The following is a 16,146-nucleotide window of genomic DNA, read 5'->3' on the forward strand; positions in this document are numbered from 1 at the left end:
CGGAACCCGCCCCGCCCCGCGTGTTCTGCGCCTGCGTGGATCCGTCAGAGGCCGAGGGCCGCGGGGAGGTCGCCGACGCCGTCGAGGGTGTGGTGTGTCCTGGCGACGACCGTCTCGTCCGGCGGGTAGTGCGGATTGGGGACCGCGTACACGGTCATGCCCGCGGCCAGCGCGGCCTGTAGCCCGCTGGTCGAATCTTCGACGGCGGCGCACTCCTCCGCGGCGACTCCCAGTTGCGAGGCCGCTTCGAGGTACACGTCGGGTGCCGGTTTGCCCTTCGCGACCTGTTCGCTCGAAACTGCGACCGGAACGCGGTCGGCGAGGCCGGTGGCGGTCAGGAACGACTCGATGAGTACCGGCGGTGACGAGCTGGCGATCGCCACCGGGTAGCGCTCCGCGACCTTGCCCAGGGCATCGGGCGCGCCGGGCAGTACGGGTGGCGCGCCCGCGTAGCGGTTGCGCATCTCGTCGATCACCGTACGGGCGACCTCGTCGGGCGTCAGCTGCACGCCGACCTCGGTGACGAGGTACTCGGCCCATTCCGGAGTACTCATCCCCTGCATCGCGCGCGTGGCCTCGTCGTTCCAGGTGCCGCCGTGGGAGGCCGCGACCTGTCGCCGCACCTCGTCCCACAGCTGCTCCGAGTCGACGAGCACTCCGTCCATGTCGAACACAACCGCCTGCATGCCCCGATCGTAGCTGCGGTGGCGCCCGGAAATCGCTCCAGCGCGTGAGCGAACTTACTTCGCAAGCCTAAGCTAATTTGATTAGCATAGCTAATTGGAACGTCGCGTAGTGCGGTTCACCGTCGAGCCACGGACTCCGCCGCCGCGGTCGCACCTCCACCGCGTGCCTGCGGCGGCGCCCCGAACGCCACTGCGCCAGGACGAACCGGCATCACGACCGGCCGCCACGCACCGGTCGTCACACATCGACATCCGTGTCTGGAGGTTCGCGCCGATGAGCGAGCAGCATTCGCTGCTGTCGGCCGTCAAGGGTCAGCCGAAACAGGTCTGGATCACCGCGTTCGCCGCGGTCATCGCGTTCATGGGGATCGGCCTGGTCGATCCGATCCTGCTGTCGATCGCCGAGGGGCTCGACGCGACCCCGCAGCAGACGACACTGCTGTTCTCGTCGTACCTGGCGATCCAGGTGGTCGCGATGTTGTTCACGAGTGCGGCGAGCGCGCGGTTCGGCGCCAAGCGCACCGTCGTCGTGGGGCTGACGCTGATCGTGCTGGCCACCGCGCTGTGCGCCGCCGCGGGTTCGATAGAGCAACTGATCGGGCTGCGTGCGCTCTGGGGACTGGGCAACGCCTTCTTCATCGCGACGGCGCTGTCGGTGATCGTGGGGGCGGCAGCGGGTGGCCAGGCGGGCGCGATCCTGCTGTACGAGGCGGCGCTCGGACTCGGGCTGTCGGTCGGGCCGCTGCTGGGAGCGCTGCTCGGGCACCTGTCGTGGCGCGGCCCGTTCATGGGCACGGCGGTGCTCATGGGCGCGGCACTGGTGCTGTGCACGGTGTTCCTGAAGAGCGACGCGGGGCAGGCGCGGCCGCAGGTGAAGCTCCTCGACCCGCTGCGCGCACTCGGCCACGGCGGCCTGCTGCGCACGTCCATCGGGTCGGCGCTGTACACGGCCGGGTTCTTCGCGGTACTGGCGTGGTCGCCGTTCGTGCTCGAATGGGGCGCGATCGAGATCGGATTGATCTTCTTCGGCTGGGGACTGTGTGTGGCGATCGCGGGTGTCGTGCTCGCGCCGAGGTTGGCCGCGCGGCTGGGCGAACGTCATGCGACGGCACTCGCCGTCGCGGGCTACGCCGCGCTGCTCCTGGTCATGGTGGTGCCGAGCAAGGCGCTGTTGGTGGTGGCGATCCTGGTCAGCGGCCTGATCTCCGGACTGTTGAACACGTTGTTCACCGGGACGGCGATGTCGGTCAGCGAGGCACCCCGTCCCGTCGCCAGTGCCGGGTACAACTTCTGCCGCTGGCTCGGCGGTGCCGTTGCAGCGACGCTCGTGGGCCATGTCGCGGAGTGGTTCGGATTCGACCGCGCGCCGTTCCTGGCCGCGGCCGTGCTGTCGGCGATCGCCGCCGGTTTGCTGCTCGTTCCGCACGGCGGTAAGAACTCCACTCGGGTGCCCGCGGAAGCGGCTCTGGTGGGTGAGGAGGTCTGAACAAGGGAGTCCGCTCGTTCTCCCGTCGTTCACCTCGCGGATGGGAGTCACTCAAGTTCGGCACCTAACGTCGCGACTGTTCCCCTGACCGAGTGACTGGAGGCCGCGTGTCCGCCGAGCCTGGGCGTTTTCTCCCACTGCTGACTACCCACCGAACCGGGCGTTCGCCGGTGACGTGTGAATACCGGTGCGGCAATCAGTGTTCCCACCCCGCCCCGAACACCTCCGACAACGAATACTTCGGCGACGTCGTGCGTAGCGTCGTGTCCCGCCGCGGTGCGCTACGTGCCGGTGGCGTGATGGCCGCGACGGCCGCCGGGTTCGCCGCCCTGTCGGGGACGGCCGCGGCCGAGGTGCCCGCGCTGGCCGCGAACCCCGGTCGCGGCAACGGTCACGGCCGCTCGGGCGGGAGCGCCGTGCCCGGTACGGACTTCGCCCCCGTCGCCCCGAACACGCGCGATGCGGTGACCGTCCCGGACGGCTACGAGCAGCAGGTCGTCATCCGCTGGGGTGACCCGGTGCTGCCGGGCGCTCCCGAGTTCGACGTGAACAACCAGACCGCGGCGGCGCAGGCGAAGCAGTTCGGTTACAACAACGACTTCGTCGGTCTCATCCCGCAGGACGGCTCCGGCAAGCGCAATTTCCTGGTGGTCAACCACGAGTACACCACCGAGACGGAGATGTTCCCGGAAGGCACCTACGACGAGGCGAACCCGACCGAGGAGCAGGTGCGCATCGCGTGGGCCGCACACGGACTGTCGGTGGTCCAGGCCGACCGGGCCCGCGACGGCGGGCTGGAGGTCAAGCCCAGCCGGTACAACCGCCGCATCACGATCGACACCGAGTTCGAGGTACGCGGCCCCGCCGCGGGTTCGGACCTGCTGAAGACGTCGGCCGACCCGACGGGCACGGTCGTCCGCGGCACGCAGAACAACTGCGCGGGCGGCGTCACACCGTGGGGCACGGTGCTGTCCGGCGAGGAGAACTTCCACCAGTACTTCGCTCACGGTGAGCGGGTCACCGACCCGGGTGAGGTCGAGCGTCTGGAGCGGTACGGCCTCGTCAGCGGCGAGACCAGCCGTAAGTGGGAGCGGTTCGACAAGCGCTGGGACGTCTCGCAGGAGCCGAACGAGGTTCACCGTTTCGGCTGGGTCGTGGAGATCGACCCGAACGACCCGAACGCCAAGCCGGTCAAGCACACCGCGCTGGGTCGGTTCAAGCACGAGGCCGCCAACGTGAAGATCGCGCGTGACGGCCGGGTCGTCGTGTACTCGGGTGACGACGAGCGGTTCGACTACATCTACAAGTTCGTCTCCAACGGCCGGTACAAGCCGGGCCGCAGCGCGCACGCGCGCAGGCACAACATGGCGCTGCTCGACGAGGGCACGCTGTACGTCGCCAAGTTCACCGGGAACAGCCCGGCGAGTGAGATCGACGGCAGCGGTCGGCTCCCCTCCGACGGCGAGTTCGACGGTACCGGCGAGTGGTTGCCGCTGGCCAGCGGTGACGAGTCCTTCGTGGACGGATTCACCGCCGAGGAGGTCTACGTCTTCACGCGCCTCGCCGCCGACAAGGTGGGTGCGACCAAGATGGACCGTCCCGAGGACATCGAACCGAACCCGGTCAACGGCCGGATCTACGCCGCGCTGACGAACAACACCGACCGCGGCGCGAGCGGAGAAGCGGGTGCCGACGAGCCGAACCCGCGTAACGGCAACAAGAACGGCCACGTGCTCGAGTGGGACGAGGACGGCACCGAGACGACGTTCGTGTGGCGGCTGCTGCTCGTGTGCGGCGACCCGTCGGCGGCCGACACGTACTTCGGCGGGTTCGACAAGAGCCAGGTCAGCCCGATCTCGTGTCCGGACAACGTGGCTTTCGACGGCTACGGCAACCTGTGGATCTCCACCGACGGCAACGCGCTCGGCTCGAACGACGGGCTGTTCTCCGTGCCGGTCACGGGCCCGAACCGCGGTGAGGTGAAGCAGTTCCTCACCGTTCCGGTGGGCGCCGAGACGTGCGGTCCCGTGGTGCGCGACGACATCGTGCTCGTCGCGGTGCAGCACCCGGGCGAGGGCGGCGAGCCCGGTTCGAGCTGGCCCGACGGCGGCCACGCCCGGCCGGCGATCGTCGCGGTCCGCAAGTCCGACGGCGGCCGCATCGGAGCCTGACCCCTCTCGATCGGGTGACGCGGTTTCGCCCCCAGGGCACGCCCGCCCGTCTCCCACCTCCGCCCATCCGAGGCGGTCGCAACGGCCAACTTGGCATGCGACTACTCGGCATGTTCGACACGAACGTGTGGGTGGTGGGCGACGGGCGGAGTGTCCCAAGGTGCCCTTGGGGCACTCTGCTGCCTGCGCGGCGTTACGCCTCGGCGAGGAAGCGTTCCACGGACGTGGCCAGGGCGACCGGGGTCTCGTCGATGCCGTAGTGGCCCGCGTTCGCGAGCTCTTCGATGTCCGCGTTCGGGTACCACTCGGCGAACGTCGCCTTCATCGTGTCGGGGCCGAGCGCCGGGTCGTGTTCGCCCGCGATCACCTTGATCGCCGCCTCGCTGCCCGCGATGCGGTCGTGGAAGTCGGTGCCGCTCCAGGCTTCGAAGTAGGCGGCGACGGCGTCGCGGTCGGCGGCCTCGAGCGAGTGCCGCACGATCGCGTCGAGCCACGTGCCGGTGAGCCGGCTGCCGGTGGTGAAGTCGACGATCGCCCGCCGGTTGTCGGGCGCATCCGCGGCGCCCGCGAACAGTTTCCTGCTCTGCTCGTCGAGCGGTACGCCGCTCGCGGGAACGGGTGAGATGCCGACCATCGCGCGGACGCGTTCGGGCGCCTCGGCGTAGACGTACTGCATCACGCTGCCACCCATCGAGTGCCCGATCAGCGAGAAGCGCTCCGCGCCGAGCTCGTCGGCCAGTGCCAGCACATCGGCCGCCGCTTCCGCGATGCTGTAGTCACCGGACTCGCCGCGGCGATCGCCGTAGCCGCGGTAGTCGTGGAAGACGTAGGTGAACCGTTCGCGGTCGAGGTGGGGTTCGAACGCCGTCCACGCCCCGCTGGAGCCGAACCATCCGTGCAGTGCGATGACGATGTGCTCGCCGCTGCCGACCTTCCGCATGCCGTGTCCTCCTCGATCGTCGTTGATCTCGTGGCCCAAGCCTGGCACATGCGCACTACCGTGGCCGTCATGACCGATCGCCCGCTCGCACTCGTCACCGGATCCTCCCGCGGCATCGGCGCGGCCGTCGCCCGCGGTCTCGCCGACACCCACCGCGTGCTGCTCGGCGGCAGGGATGCCACCGCACTCTCCGCACTCGCGGCCGAACTGCCCGATGCTCAGCCCTGGCCCGTCGACCTGTCCGACGAGGCGGCCGTCGCCGACGCCGCCGCGCGGATCGACAACCTCGACGTGCTCGTCCACTCCGCGGGTGTCGCCCGGCTCGGTGACGTGGCGGATTCGCCGGCCGAATCGTGGCGCGCCAACTTCGAGGTCAACGTCGTCGCGGTGGCCGAGCTGACCCGGCTGCTGCTGCCCGCGCTGCGCCGCGCCCACGGCCACGTCGTAGTGATCAACTCCGGGCAGGGGCTGTCCGCTCGCGAGGGATGGGGACCGTACGCGGCGAGCAAGTTCGGCGTTCGCGCGTTCGCGGACGTGCTGCGTGCCGAGGAGGAGCCGCACGGCCTGCGGGTGACGTCGGTGTACCCCGGGCGGACGGACACCGAGATGCAGCAGGCCGTCGTCGCGGGTGAGGGCGGCGAGTACCGGCCGGAGAAGTTTCTGCGCCCGGAGTCGGTCGCCGATGCGGTGTCCGCGGCCGTCCTGGCGGGCCCGGACGCCCACCTGACCGACATCACCGTCCGCCCCCGACCCCACCGGTAGGCCCGTGCCCGCACCGGTGGCGTCCGCGTCACGGCCGGGCCGTTCCGTGGCGAGCGGGCCCGGCCCGGCGGCGCGTCACGTGACGTGGTCGCGATCGCGGAGCCGTGTCCACGGCCAGGTCATCAGTGCCCACACCGCGAGCAACAGCGCGGCGACGGGCAGGAGGTACCAGGGCCACGGGCCGAGCACGTCCAGTATCGAGGCCGTGTCCGACTTGCCGTTGAGGAAGCCGTAGTTGGTTCCGGCGACGGCGTTGAAGGTCATGGTCGCGGCCGCCCATCCCACCGTCACGGCGACCGCGAGCCGGTAGCTGCGCCAGTCGACGCGCATCCCCAGTCCCCAGGTGAGGTAGATCGCGGCCAGCACGGCCAGCAGGTGGCTCCCCCAGAACAGCAGGTAGTTGGCGTGCGGGAAGTCCGGCCCGGTCAGGGCCGGTGAGATCAACGCCTGGGTACTCAGCGCCACGCCCCAGTAGTAGGCGAGGGCGTGAGCCCACGCGCGCCGGAAGTACAGGGCGTAGGCGGCGACCAGCGGTACGAGGTCGGACAGGTGCAACGGCACCGAGCGTTCGAGGGTCGGAGGGACCGCCTCGTACAACAGGTCCGCCGCGCTGACGAGGACGATCGTCACGGCGAAGACCCGGCTGAAGCGTTGCGCCCGGCCCGTGGTCCGCTGTTTTCGGCCGAGGTGGACGACCAGCGGTGCGCCGACCGCGAAGATGCCCACGGCCAGCCAGTGCGACGACCCGTCCGGGGAGAACTCCGCCGCGGCTGTGACCACCGGTTCCACAGCACGGACTCTAACGGCGGATGTCGCCTGTGGCCCGGTGTCGACCCGTTCCGCTCCTCATCCCTCTCTCCCCGGGCTCCTTCCGCTCCGCGTCGAGTTGACACCCGACCGCGCTGGTGTCATGGTTACCTACATGACTAATGAACCGATGTGGTTCAGGGGGAGGCGGTCGTGATGGACGACGCGCGGCCGTTGTTCCAGCAGATCGCGGAACAGATCGAGGACTCGATCATCGACGGGTCCCTGCCGGAGGAGAGCAGGGCGCCGTCCACGAACGAGCTCGCCACGTTCCACCGGATCAACCCGGCCACCGCGGCGAACGGCATCAACCAGCTCGTGGCCGATGGCCTGCTCTACAAGAAACGGGGAGTCGGAATGTTCGTGCAGGCAGGAGCAAGGGAAAAGCTGGTCGAACGCAGGCAGGAGGCATTCGGCCGGTCCTACATCGCTCCACTGCTCGCCGAGGCGAAACGACTCGAAATGGACGCCGAGGACGTGAAGAAGATGATCGACGCCTGGAGGGACGAACAATGAGCGTGGTGAGTCTGCAGGGGGTGACGAAACGCTACGGCGACACCAGGGCTGTCGACGACGTCTCCTTCGATCTGCACGAGAACCGCATCCACGGCCTGCTCGGCCGCAACGGAGCGGGCAAGAGCACGGTGATGCGAATGCTCACGGGACAGGAAGTCCCGACGTCGGGCCGGATCCGCGTGTTCGGGGAGAACCCGTACGAGAACGCCGACGTGCTGCACCGGGTGTGCTTCATCAAGGAATCGCAGCGCTATCCGGACATCTTCATCGCCCGGCACGCGCTCGAGGCGGCGGCGTTGGTCTTCCCGAACTGGGACCAGGACTTCGCCGACCGGCTGGTCGACGAGTTCCGGCTGCCGCTCAAGCAGCGGGTGAGGAAACTGTCGCGGGGGCAGCTCTCGGCCGTCGGCGTCATCATCGGCCTCGCGGCGCGTGCGCCGGTGACGTTGTTCGACGAGCCGTACCTCGGACTGGACGCCGTGGCCCGCCAGGCGTTCTACGACCACCTGATCGCCGACTACACCGAACACCCGCGCACGATCGTGCTCTCGACCCACCTGATCGACGAGGTCGCCGACATCATCGAGCACGTCACGGTGATCGACCGCGGCCGGATCGTCATGGACGACTCGTCCGAGAACCTGCGCAGTCAGGCGGTGACCGTCAGCGGTCCGACGAAGGCGGTCGAACAGTTCTCCGACGGCCACGACGTACTGCACCGCGAGGACCTCGGCGGCTTCACCCGCGTGCTGGTCGCCGGCGTTCCCAGCGAACGCGAGACGGCGAGCCTGCAGGTCGAACCGGTGTCGCTGCAGCAGCTCGTCGTCCGGACCACACAGTTCCACGACGCCGCGCTCGCGGGCGCGGGCACCGGTAACGGCCTTGGTAACGGCACTGGCACTGGTACTGGCAAGGGGGACCGGTCATGACACAGCTCGTGAAAGTCGCACGCATCCAGCTGGTGAACGCACGCATGGTGCTCGGTCTGCCGTTGCTGGTGCTCGCCTGCGTTCTGGCGGCGAACATCGTCATCTTCATGGCGATCCAGGCTCCCGAGTCGCCGGGCGAGTCCCCCGTGACGGGCGCGTTGGTCTCGATCTACATCGTCACGCTGGTGACGCACGTCCAGACGATGACGCAGATGTTCCCGTTCGCGCTCGGCCTGAGCATCACGCGGCGCGACTTCGTGGCCTCGGCGGGACTCGTCGTCGTCGGCCAGGCGCTGTTGTACGGCGTGGTCATCTGGGTGATGTCCTTGCTCGAGGGCGCCACCGGTGGCTGGGGACTCGACCTCGCGATGTTCGACCTGCCGTTCCTGGAGCAGAGCAACGTCGTGACGCAGATCCTCGTCTACACGGGGCCGTTCCTGCTGCTGTCCTTCGCGGGGCTGTGGACGGGCATCGTCTACCAGCGTTGGGGACAGCCGGGCGTGTGGGTGCTGGCGCTGTCGATCGGTGCGGCGCTCGTCGGGCTCTTGGCGCTGATCGGCTGGCAGGACTGGTGGCAGCAGGTCTTCGACTTCTTCGCCGAGACGCCGACGCTGTTGCTGTTCGCCGCCTATCCGGCGTTGATCGCCGCGGTGCTGGCGGTGGCGACCTACGCGACCAGCCGTCGCGCGGTTCCGTGACCGGCCCGGTGACTCAGCGGGCCCACGTGCCGTTCCGGTAACGGGGAGAAGAAGGGGGATCTGCGCCGGTTCCGGTCATCGGGGGATGCCGGGACCGGCGCAGACTACCGTCGAGGGCCTTCTCACGTGCTGCGGAGACGCTGTGCCGCGGCGGCGACGTTCGCCTGCGCCCGGCCGCGGTCCACACGGGACGATTCGCCGTCGGCGACGACCTGCTCGCCCGCGACCCACACGTCCTGCACCCGGCGGGACCCCGCGGCCCACACGAGGTTGCCGAGGAGCTGCTGGTCGGGCACGTCGAGGCCCGTGGCGAACGCCGGGTCGTCGATGTCGACGTGCACGACGTCCGCCCAGCGGCCCGGTTCGAGCGCGCCGATGTCGTCGCGGCCGAGGGCCTCGGCTCCGCCGCGGGTGGCCAGCAGCAGCGCCGCCGACGCCGTGAGGGCGGTGGCGTCCCCTTCGGCGAGGCGCGCGAGCATCGCCGACAGCTGGACCTCCTCCCACAGGTCGAGGTCGTCGTTGCTGGAGGGGCCGTCGGTGCCGAGTCCGATGTGGATGTCGGCGGCGCGGAGGTCGGTCAGCCGGGCGATGCCCGAGGCGAGCTTGGCGTTGGAACCGGGACAGTGGGCGACGCCGGTGCCGCGGGACGCGAGCAACGCTATGTCCTCATCGGACAGATGCACGGCGTGTGCCGCGATGAGCCTCCCGCTCAGCAGGCCGACGTCGTCCAGCAGCTTCGGCACCGAACCGTGCTCGGCGCGCTGGGCGGCGTCCTCGTCCGCGGCCTCGGCGACGTGGATCTGCACGAGCGCGTCGCGGGTGGCCGCTTCGTCGGCGATCGCACCGAGCGCCTCCGGCGGCAGCATGTACGCCGAGTGGCCCGCGTAGGACAACTCGATGCGGTCCCCCGGGCCGAAGCGCAGGCCGTCGGCGTCGATCCACTTCGTGGCATCGGCAAGCAGTGAGCGCCAGTCGAGTCCCGGCAGGTCGATGATCGGACCGCCGATGATGCCGCGCGCCCCCGTGGTGAGCACGGCGTCGGCCATCTGCTCGGCGTGGAAGTACATCTCCGCACTGGTCGTGACGCCGCGGCGCAGCATCTCCACCGACCCGAGCACCATGCCCGCGTGGACGTCGGCGGGCCGGAGTTTCGCCTCGGTGGGCCAGATGACCTCGCGGAGCCAGCGCAGCAGAGGCAGGTCCCCGCCCATGCCGCGGAGCAACACCATCGGGCTGTGGGCGTGCGTGTTGACCAGCCCGGGCAGCAGGATCCCCGGCTTCGCGGTCGTGGTCGTGGCGGCTGCCGGTGCTTCGCTCGCGGGCCCGCAGTAGGCGATACGGCCGCGGGCGTCGATGTCGACGGCGCCGTCTCGAACGACGGAACACCCCGGATCGGCGGGCAGCACCACGGGCGCGGTCAGACGGTGGACCATGCGCCCACCCTATCGAGCGACGGTCCCGCCACCCGGGTACGTGTGCCCGGTTATCCGCCCGACGGTCGAGCGCCGGCCGGTCAGCCGGTGACGACGCCGTTGCGCCACGCCCACGCGGCGATCTCGACCCGGTTCCGCGCGCCGATCTTGTTCTGCACCGCGGCGAGGTGGGTCTTCACCGTCGACAGCGACAGGAACAGCTCCTCGCCGATCTCCGTGTTCGTGGACCCGCGTGCCGCCGCGCGCACGACGTCGAGTTCCCGCGTCGTCAACGGCTCGGTGGGCTCCTCCACCGTCGGCGCGTCCTCGGCGGGGGCGTCGGCGAAGTGCTGCAACAGCCGCACCGTGATCTGCGGCGACACCAGCGCGTCGCCGCGCGCGGCCGCGCGGATCGCCTCCAGTAGCAGCGCGGGACCGGCGTCCTTGAGCAGGAACCCCGACGCCCCGCCGGTGAGCGCGCTGTGGACGTACTCGTCGAGGTCGAACGTGGTCACGACGACGACCTTCAGCGGATCGGCGACGTTCGGCCCCGCCAGCTGCCGCGTGACCTCGAGGCCGTCCATGCCGGGCATGCGGATGTCGAGCAGGCACACGTCGGGCCGCAGCTCGCGTGCCTTGCCGACGGCGTCGATCCCGTCGGCGACATCGGCGACGACCTCCATGTCGTCGGACGCGTCCACGATCATGCGGAAGCCGGTGCGCACCATGTCCTGGTCGTCGGCGATCAGTACCCGGATCATTGGGACTCCTCTTCTCCCTGCAACGGCAGCCACGCTTCGACGACCCAGCCGTCGTCGCGTTCGCCGTCCCGGTCGCGGGGCCGGCCTGCGGTGAGCGTGCCTCCGAGCAGTTCGACCCGCTCGCGCATGCCCACGAGACCGTAGCCGCCGACCGCGGCCAGCGGTCCCGGATCGCCGGGTCCGCCGTCGTCGGCCACCCGGATGTGCAGTTGGTCGCGCCCGTCACCGGACTCGGGGTCGCCGTTCCCGCCGCGCACGGTCACCCACGCCGCGGCCGCTCCCGACGCGTGTTTGCTGACGTTGGTGAGCGCCTCCTGCACGATGCGCAGCGCCGAGCGGGCCACCTCCTGCGGCAGTCCCGGCGGCACGTCCACATCGAGCTGCACCGGCACGCCGTGCACCGCCGATGTGGCGAGTTTCCGCAGGTCGGAGTCGAGGTCGGTGGTTGCCTGTTCGCCGGGTCCGGACTGCTCCCCCGTGCCTGCGCCGGCGTCGCCGGCCTCCCCGCGCATGCTGCGCACGAGACGTCGCATCGCCGCCAGCGCCTCGGTGCCCGCGTTCTCGATCTGGCCCAGTGAATCGGCCACGACGTGCGGGTTCTGCTCGGCGACGATCCGCACCGCCTGCGCCTGCACGACGATGCCCGTCACGTGGTGCGCGACGACGTCGTGCAGTTCACGGGCCAGTGCCATCCGTTCGGCGGTCTGTGCCTCGGTGACCGCGGCTTCGACGGTGGTCTTGCGTTCGGAGTCGCGGGCTCGCAGGAACAGGCCGATCGCGATGCTCATGCCCAGCAACAGCGTCGCGGCGATGGCCAGGCTCTGCACCATCCCGAACCGGCGGTCGAACATGCCGACCGGCTGCAGCAGCAACACGACCTGCACGGTCGTTCCGACGGCCACGGTGGCGGTGAGCGTCGCGATCGCGATGACGGCACGTCGTGTCGGTTCGAGCCGGACGAGCAGCGCCGTGACGACCATCCCCGAGGCGGTGACGGCCACGGGCAGACCGCCCAGCGCTACGTACCGCTCGGCGCGGGTCAACAGTGCCAGCACCGTGGTCACCGCGATGACCGCGGCCAGCCCGAACGCGTGGCGGAACGGCCGGTTGACGCCGCGCAACACCAGCAGCACGGCGACCGCCGCGGGCAGGAGCATCACGACGTCACGGCCCGGCCCACTGAGCACGATCGACGCGTCGAGGAACACCGCCAGGGCGAGCACGCCGACGAGCAGCCACTGTTGCCGGAGCAGGGTGCCCAGTGCGCCGTCGCCGATCCCCTGGCGGGCGCGGGCTCCTGGAACGACCGCCACGAGCAGCAGCGCCAACCCGATGCCGGCCAGTTGCAGGATGTGCATACCGGCCTCGCGGACGATCGTGCTCGCCAGCTCGGACGCGACGAGCGCGCCGATCGTCACGGTCGCGGTCGCGGCGGGTGCCGACCGTGCGCAGTAGTACACGAGCAGCAGGCCCGCGACGGACTCGGCGAACGACGTCTCCGGCAGCAACGTCGAGAAGGTGGGTGCGCCGGAGTAGGAGATCAGCAGCGAGTTCGCACCCAGCACGCACGCGCCTGCCCAGCCCGCGAACACTGGTCTGGACTTGCCGTGCACGGCGCATGCCGACAACAACAGGATCCCCGGCAGCGGAATCAGGTCGACCAGCGGCGTACCCCAGCCGTCGACGGCCGCAGGGAGCATGACGGCGAGGTCGCCGAACACCGCGGCCAGCAACACCATGTCTGCCGGGTCGACCCGGCGCAGCAGCCGGGTGACACGGTCGCGGAGCGGGTACGTCTCGGACACGGCACCGACCGTAGTCGAGCCGGTGGTGGGCGCGGCCCGGCCGGACGGCTCGCCGTGGGTCGGCCGATCGGCCGATGCCGCGCCGCCCGGTTCCGGCCTTCCGTCCGAAGTGGCCGACCGCCGGTTGCCGCCAGGCTGCAGGGCCATGACGACACGGATCACAGGACAAGGACCCTCGACGCCGGTTCCGGCGCGGCCCGCGCTGAGCGGCCGAGGCCTCAGCAAGCGGTACGGCACGCAGTACGCGTTGTCCGGAGTGGACATCGACATCACGCCGGGTGAGGCGATGGCGATCGTCGGGCCGTCCGGGTCCGGCAAGTCGACGTTGCTGCACGTGCTGGCGGGAATCCTGCCCGCCGACGACGGCCGGGTGACGCTCGGCGGCAGGCGCATCGACTCGCTCGGCGAGACCAAGCGCAGCGAGTTGCGGCGCACCGAGTTCGGTTTCGTGTTCCAGTCGGGAATGCTCGTCGGTGAGCTGTCGGCGGAGGAGAACGCCGCGCTGCCGACGCTGTTGGCCGGCGAGGGTCGCAGGGAGGCGCTGGCGGGCGCGCGGCGGTGGCTCGAACACCTCGGGCTCAAGGGTAAGGAACGCAACCGGCCGGGTGAGCTGTCCGGCGGGCAGGCGCAGCGGGTGGCGATCGCGCGGGCGCTCGTGCACCGGCCGAGCGTGATCTTCGCCGACGAACCGACAGGGGCGCTCGACACCCGCACCGGTGGCGACACCATGCAGGCACTGCTGGCCGCGGCGGCCGAGTCGGGCGCCGCGGTGGTGGTCGTGACACACGACCGCGACCTGGCCACGTCGCTGCCGCGCACCGTCAGCCTCCGCGACGGCCGGATCGACGCCGACACGCGTGCGACCGCGGGGGTGCCGGCGTGAACGGCTTCCAACTCGCACTCCGGGTGCTGCGCACCGATGGCCGCACCCGTGTCTCGGCGATGCTCATCGCCGTCGGGGTGGCCGTGGCGACCGCGCTGCTGCTGTTGCTCGTGTCGCTGCCGGGGGCCACCGAGGCTCGCGCCGACCGGGCCGCGTGGCAACAGTTCGGTACCCCGTCGGAGGACGGGGCGTCGCTGGAGTTCGTCGCGAGCGAGGACGTCGCACCGGACGGCAGCCAGATCCGGCGGGTTGACGTCGCCGCGCTGGCGGACCCCGCGAACGTCGACCTGCCGCCCGGTATCGACCGGCTGCCCGCCCCCGGCGAGGCACTGCTGTCGCCCGCGCTGGCCGACGCCGTGGACCACACGCCGGGCTCGCAGCTCGGCGAACGGTTCGGCGAGGCTGCGGGTGTGCTCGGCCAGGACGCACTGGAGTATCCGGAACAGCTGGTCGCGTTGGTCGGCCACGCGCCCGGGGACATGCCCGAGGCCGCGTCGCCGCAGGACGGGTTCAACCCCGCGGGGCAGGGCGCCGACGTATTGCTGGGACTGCTCGCGGGCGTCGGCGTGGTGGTGCTGACGGTGCCGAGCATGGTGCTCGTGGCGTCGGCGGCTCGGCTGATCGCGGCGCGCAGGGAACGCAGGCTCGCCGCGTTCCGGCTGGCGGGTGCGACGCCGCGGCAGGTGATCGCGATGGTCACGGCCGAGACGGCGATCGCCGCGGCGGGGGGTGCGCTGCTCGGCTGGGCGGTGAGCCCACTGTTGCGGCAGGCTGCCACCACCGTGCCCTGGGGCGGCGGCACCTGGCAGGCCTCGGACTTCGTGCTCGGCGTGGTGCCGTCCGCGTTGATCGTCGTCGCGACGCCGCTGCTGGTCGTGCTCGCCGCGGCCTTCGGGCTGCGGCGGGTGCTGTCGGCCCCGCTCGGCGCAGCGGGTGGCCACACGCCCAAGCCGCTGCACTGGTGGCGCCTGGTGCCGCTGCCGGTGTCGGGTGTGTTGTTCGCCTACCTCGTGGCGACGGCCGAGAGCCAGCTCGAAGCCACACTTCTGCTGGCCGCGATGATGGCGGTCATCGCGTCGTTGACGCTCGCGGGCCCGTGGTTCACGGCCGTGATCGGCGGGATGTTCGTGCGGCGTTGGCGCAAGCCGTCGGGGCTGCTGGCGGGACGCAGGCTGCGCGACGACCCGCGCGGCGCCTACCGCGCGACCGCAGGCGTGGTGCTGGCCGTGTTCACCGGCACGATGGCGTTGACGGTGCTGTCGAGCGCCGAAGGGCAGGCAGGCGCGCCGCACAGGTACGCCGAAGGCGCGCTGTATGTCGAGGCCGACTACGACTCGCTGCAACGGATCGCCGCCGGCACCAATGACGCGCTGGCGCGCTACGGCCTGGACGAGCGGGCGGTGACCGTCGGCGACGCCTTCCTCGGCGACGGTCACGCGTACACCAGGGTCGTCGACTGCGCGTCCGCCGAGAGCCTGCTGACCGTCGACATGAAGGGTGCGTGTGAGGGCGAGCCGGGCGTGTACACCCCCTATCCGGACGTGTCGCAGGAGAAGCTCACGATCGCGAGCGAGCACGGCGACCCCGGCATCCCGTTGGACGCCGACGTGCCGGTACGGCCGATGACGACGACGTCCGAGTACGCACCCGAAGCGGTCATCGACCCGCGGGTGCTGCCGGACGGCTTCACGCCGAGCGGCGGCTCGGTCGTGGTGCCGTCCACGCCGGAGAACGTCGACGTCGTGCGCACGGCACTGGTGTCCGCGGCCGGCGGCCTGCCGGTGCAGAGCAGGGACGCGCGCCTCGACGGACAGTCGTCACAGATCGCCGACCTGCAACGCATCACGGTGATCGGCCTGCTCGCGGCGGCGCTGCTCGGCGGATGCAGCGCGGCCATCAGCACCGCGGGATCGGTGCTCGACCGGCGGCGCACGTTCGGCGCACTCATGGCGGCCGGCACGCCGGTGCGGGTGCTCGCCAGGGCACTGCGCGCGGAGGCGGCGCTGCCCGCGCTCGTCGCGACCGTCGGCGCAGGTGTCGCCGGAACGCTCGTCGGGATCGGGCTGTTCGCCGTGGTCGACGACGGTTCGGAGGTTCTCACCCCGTGGCTCGCTGCACCGGTGGTGCTGGGAATCGGGGTCGCGCTGATCGCGTCGTCGGTGTGCAGCCCGGCCCTGCGCCGCGTGCAGGCGGAACCCCTGGCCGACGAATAGTCGACCCGGGGCCACAGGCGCCGGCCTCGAGAACGGGGACGGGGAGAACGGGGGAACGAGGGGAACGGGGAACGAGG

At 70.8% G+C, this 16,146-nt stretch carries 14 protein-coding genes; 8 read left to right on the plus strand and 6 right to left on the minus strand.

Going from position 1 to position 16,146, the window contains the following annotated elements:
* Positions 1 to 44 precede the first annotated feature (44 nt).
* Complete coding sequence (locus FHS23_RS03560; RefSeq protein ID WP_183647653.1) at positions 45 to 686, minus strand: HAD family hydrolase; 642 nt, start codon at positions 684 to 686, stop codon at positions 45 to 47.
* A 274-nt stretch (positions 687 to 960) separates the two neighbouring features.
* Here FHS23_RS03560 and FHS23_RS03565 point away from each other — a divergent pair, with 274 nt between their 5' ends.
* Entirely contained in the window at positions 961 to 2,172 is a 1,212-nt protein-coding gene (locus FHS23_RS03565) for an MFS transporter (protein WP_183647656.1), read from the plus strand.
* Between the two features lie 107 nt (positions 2,173 to 2,279).
* The gene (locus tag FHS23_RS03570; RefSeq protein WP_183647660.1) at positions 2,280 to 4,343 is read left to right on the plus strand and encodes an alkaline phosphatase PhoX; all 2,064 of its coding nucleotides are present in this window, start codon (positions 2,280 to 2,282) and stop codon (positions 4,341 to 4,343) included.
* 193 nt (positions 4,344 to 4,536) lie between these two features.
* On the opposite strand, the gene FHS23_RS03575 is transcribed toward FHS23_RS03570, so the two are convergent.
* Entirely contained in the window at positions 4,537 to 5,283 is a 747-nt protein-coding gene (locus FHS23_RS03575; protein ID WP_183647663.1) for an alpha/beta fold hydrolase, read from the minus strand.
* Between the two features lie 69 nt (positions 5,284 to 5,352).
* Here FHS23_RS03575 and FHS23_RS03580 point away from each other — a divergent pair, with 69 nt between their 5' ends.
* A complete protein-coding gene (locus FHS23_RS03580) occupies positions 5,353 to 6,045 on the plus strand; it encodes an SDR family oxidoreductase (protein ID WP_183647666.1) in 693 nt (230 codons plus the stop codon).
* A 75-nt stretch (positions 6,046 to 6,120) separates the two neighbouring features.
* On the opposite strand, the gene FHS23_RS03585 is transcribed toward FHS23_RS03580, so the two are convergent.
* Positions 6,121 to 6,834 (minus strand): YwaF family protein, encoded by a 714-nt coding sequence (locus FHS23_RS03585; RefSeq protein WP_343053615.1) that lies wholly within the window; start codon positions 6,832 to 6,834, stop codon positions 6,121 to 6,123.
* A gap of 174 nt (positions 6,835 to 7,008) precedes the next feature.
* On the opposite strand from FHS23_RS03585, the gene FHS23_RS03590 reads away from it, so the two are divergent.
* The 3 genes from FHS23_RS03590 to FHS23_RS03600 are packed head-to-tail and all read left to right on the plus strand — an operon-like array spanning position 7,009 to position 8,995.
* A complete protein-coding gene (locus FHS23_RS03590) occupies positions 7,009 to 7,368 on the plus strand; it encodes a GntR family transcriptional regulator (RefSeq protein WP_183647669.1) in 360 nt (119 codons plus the stop codon).
* Positions 7,365 to 8,297, plus strand: coding sequence for an ABC transporter ATP-binding protein (locus tag FHS23_RS03595; RefSeq protein ID WP_183647672.1), 933 nt, complete (start codon positions 7,365 to 7,367; stop codon positions 8,295 to 8,297). Before FHS23_RS03590 ends, FHS23_RS03595 begins: the two co-directional genes overlap by 4 nt.
* On the plus strand, positions 8,294 to 8,995 hold the full coding sequence (locus FHS23_RS03600) for a hypothetical protein (RefSeq protein ID WP_183647675.1): 702 nt from the start codon (positions 8,294 to 8,296) through the stop codon (positions 8,993 to 8,995). The genes FHS23_RS03595 and FHS23_RS03600 overlap by 4 nt, the downstream gene beginning before the upstream one ends.
* Positions 8,996 to 9,117: 122 nt before the next feature.
* Here FHS23_RS03600 and FHS23_RS03605 read toward each other — a convergent pair whose 3' ends face one another.
* The 3 genes from FHS23_RS03605 to FHS23_RS23670 form a co-directional block, all read right to left on the minus strand.
* A complete protein-coding gene (locus tag FHS23_RS03605) occupies positions 9,118 to 10,428 on the minus strand; it encodes an amidohydrolase family protein (RefSeq protein ID WP_183647689.1) in 1,311 nt (436 codons plus the stop codon).
* A gap of 80 nt (positions 10,429 to 10,508) precedes the next feature.
* A complete protein-coding gene (locus FHS23_RS03610; RefSeq protein WP_183647692.1) occupies positions 10,509 to 11,168 on the minus strand; it encodes a response regulator in 660 nt (219 codons plus the stop codon).
* Complete coding sequence (locus FHS23_RS23670; RefSeq protein WP_183647695.1) at positions 11,165 to 12,973, minus strand: histidine kinase; 1,809 nt, start codon at positions 12,971 to 12,973, stop codon at positions 11,165 to 11,167. The genes FHS23_RS03610 and FHS23_RS23670 overlap by 4 nt, the downstream gene beginning before the upstream one ends.
* Before the next feature lie 145 nt (positions 12,974 to 13,118).
* On the opposite strand from FHS23_RS23670, the gene FHS23_RS03620 reads away from it, so the two are divergent.
* Positions 13,119 to 13,856 (plus strand): ABC transporter ATP-binding protein, encoded by a 738-nt coding sequence (locus tag FHS23_RS03620; protein ID WP_183647699.1) that lies wholly within the window; start codon positions 13,119 to 13,121, stop codon positions 13,854 to 13,856.
* Positions 13,853 to 16,069, plus strand: a complete 2,217-nt coding sequence (locus FHS23_RS03625; RefSeq protein ID WP_183647701.1) for an FtsX-like permease family protein — start codon at positions 13,853 to 13,855, stop codon at positions 16,067 to 16,069. The genes FHS23_RS03620 and FHS23_RS03625 overlap by 4 nt, the downstream gene beginning before the upstream one ends.
* Positions 16,070 to 16,146 lie beyond the last annotated feature (77 nt).

The sequence above is a fragment of the Prauserella isguenensis genome (genome assembly GCF_014191605.1).
In the GTDB taxonomy this organism is placed as follows: domain Bacteria; phylum Actinomycetota; class Actinomycetes; order Mycobacteriales; family Pseudonocardiaceae; genus Prauserella; species Prauserella isguenensis.

What these genes read in the sequence shown, in the direction of transcription:
- FHS23_RS03560 (WP_183647653.1), bottom strand. Translation starts at nt 686, where the DNA reads ATGCAGGCGGTTGTGTTCGACATGGACGGAGTGCTCGTCGACTCGGAG.
- FHS23_RS03565 (WP_183647656.1), top strand. Translation starts at nt 961, where the DNA reads ATGAGCGAGCAGCATTCGCTGCTGTCGGCCGTCAAGGGTCAGCCGAAA.
- FHS23_RS03575 (WP_183647663.1), bottom strand. Translation starts at nt 5,283, where the DNA reads ATGCGGAAGGTCGGCAGCGGCGAGCACATCGTCATCGCACTGCACGGA.
- FHS23_RS03580 (WP_183647666.1), top strand. Translation starts at nt 5,353, where the DNA reads ATGACCGATCGCCCGCTCGCACTCGTCACCGGATCCTCCCGCGGCATC.
- FHS23_RS03590 (WP_183647669.1), top strand. Translation starts at nt 7,009, where the DNA reads ATGGACGACGCGCGGCCGTTGTTCCAGCAGATCGCGGAACAGATCGAG.
- FHS23_RS03595 (WP_183647672.1), top strand. Translation starts at nt 7,365, where the DNA reads ATGAGCGTGGTGAGTCTGCAGGGGGTGACGAAACGCTACGGCGACACC.
- FHS23_RS03600 (WP_183647675.1), top strand. Translation starts at nt 8,294, where the DNA reads ATGACACAGCTCGTGAAAGTCGCACGCATCCAGCTGGTGAACGCACGC.
- FHS23_RS03605 (WP_183647689.1), bottom strand. Translation starts at nt 10,428, where the DNA reads ATGGTCCACCGTCTGACCGCGCCCGTGGTGCTGCCCGCCGATCCGGGG.
- FHS23_RS03610 (WP_183647692.1), bottom strand. Translation starts at nt 11,168, where the DNA reads ATGATCCGGGTACTGATCGCCGACGACCAGGACATGGTGCGCACCGGC.
- FHS23_RS03620 (WP_183647699.1), top strand. Translation starts at nt 13,119, where the DNA reads ATGACGACACGGATCACAGGACAAGGACCCTCGACGCCGGTTCCGGCG.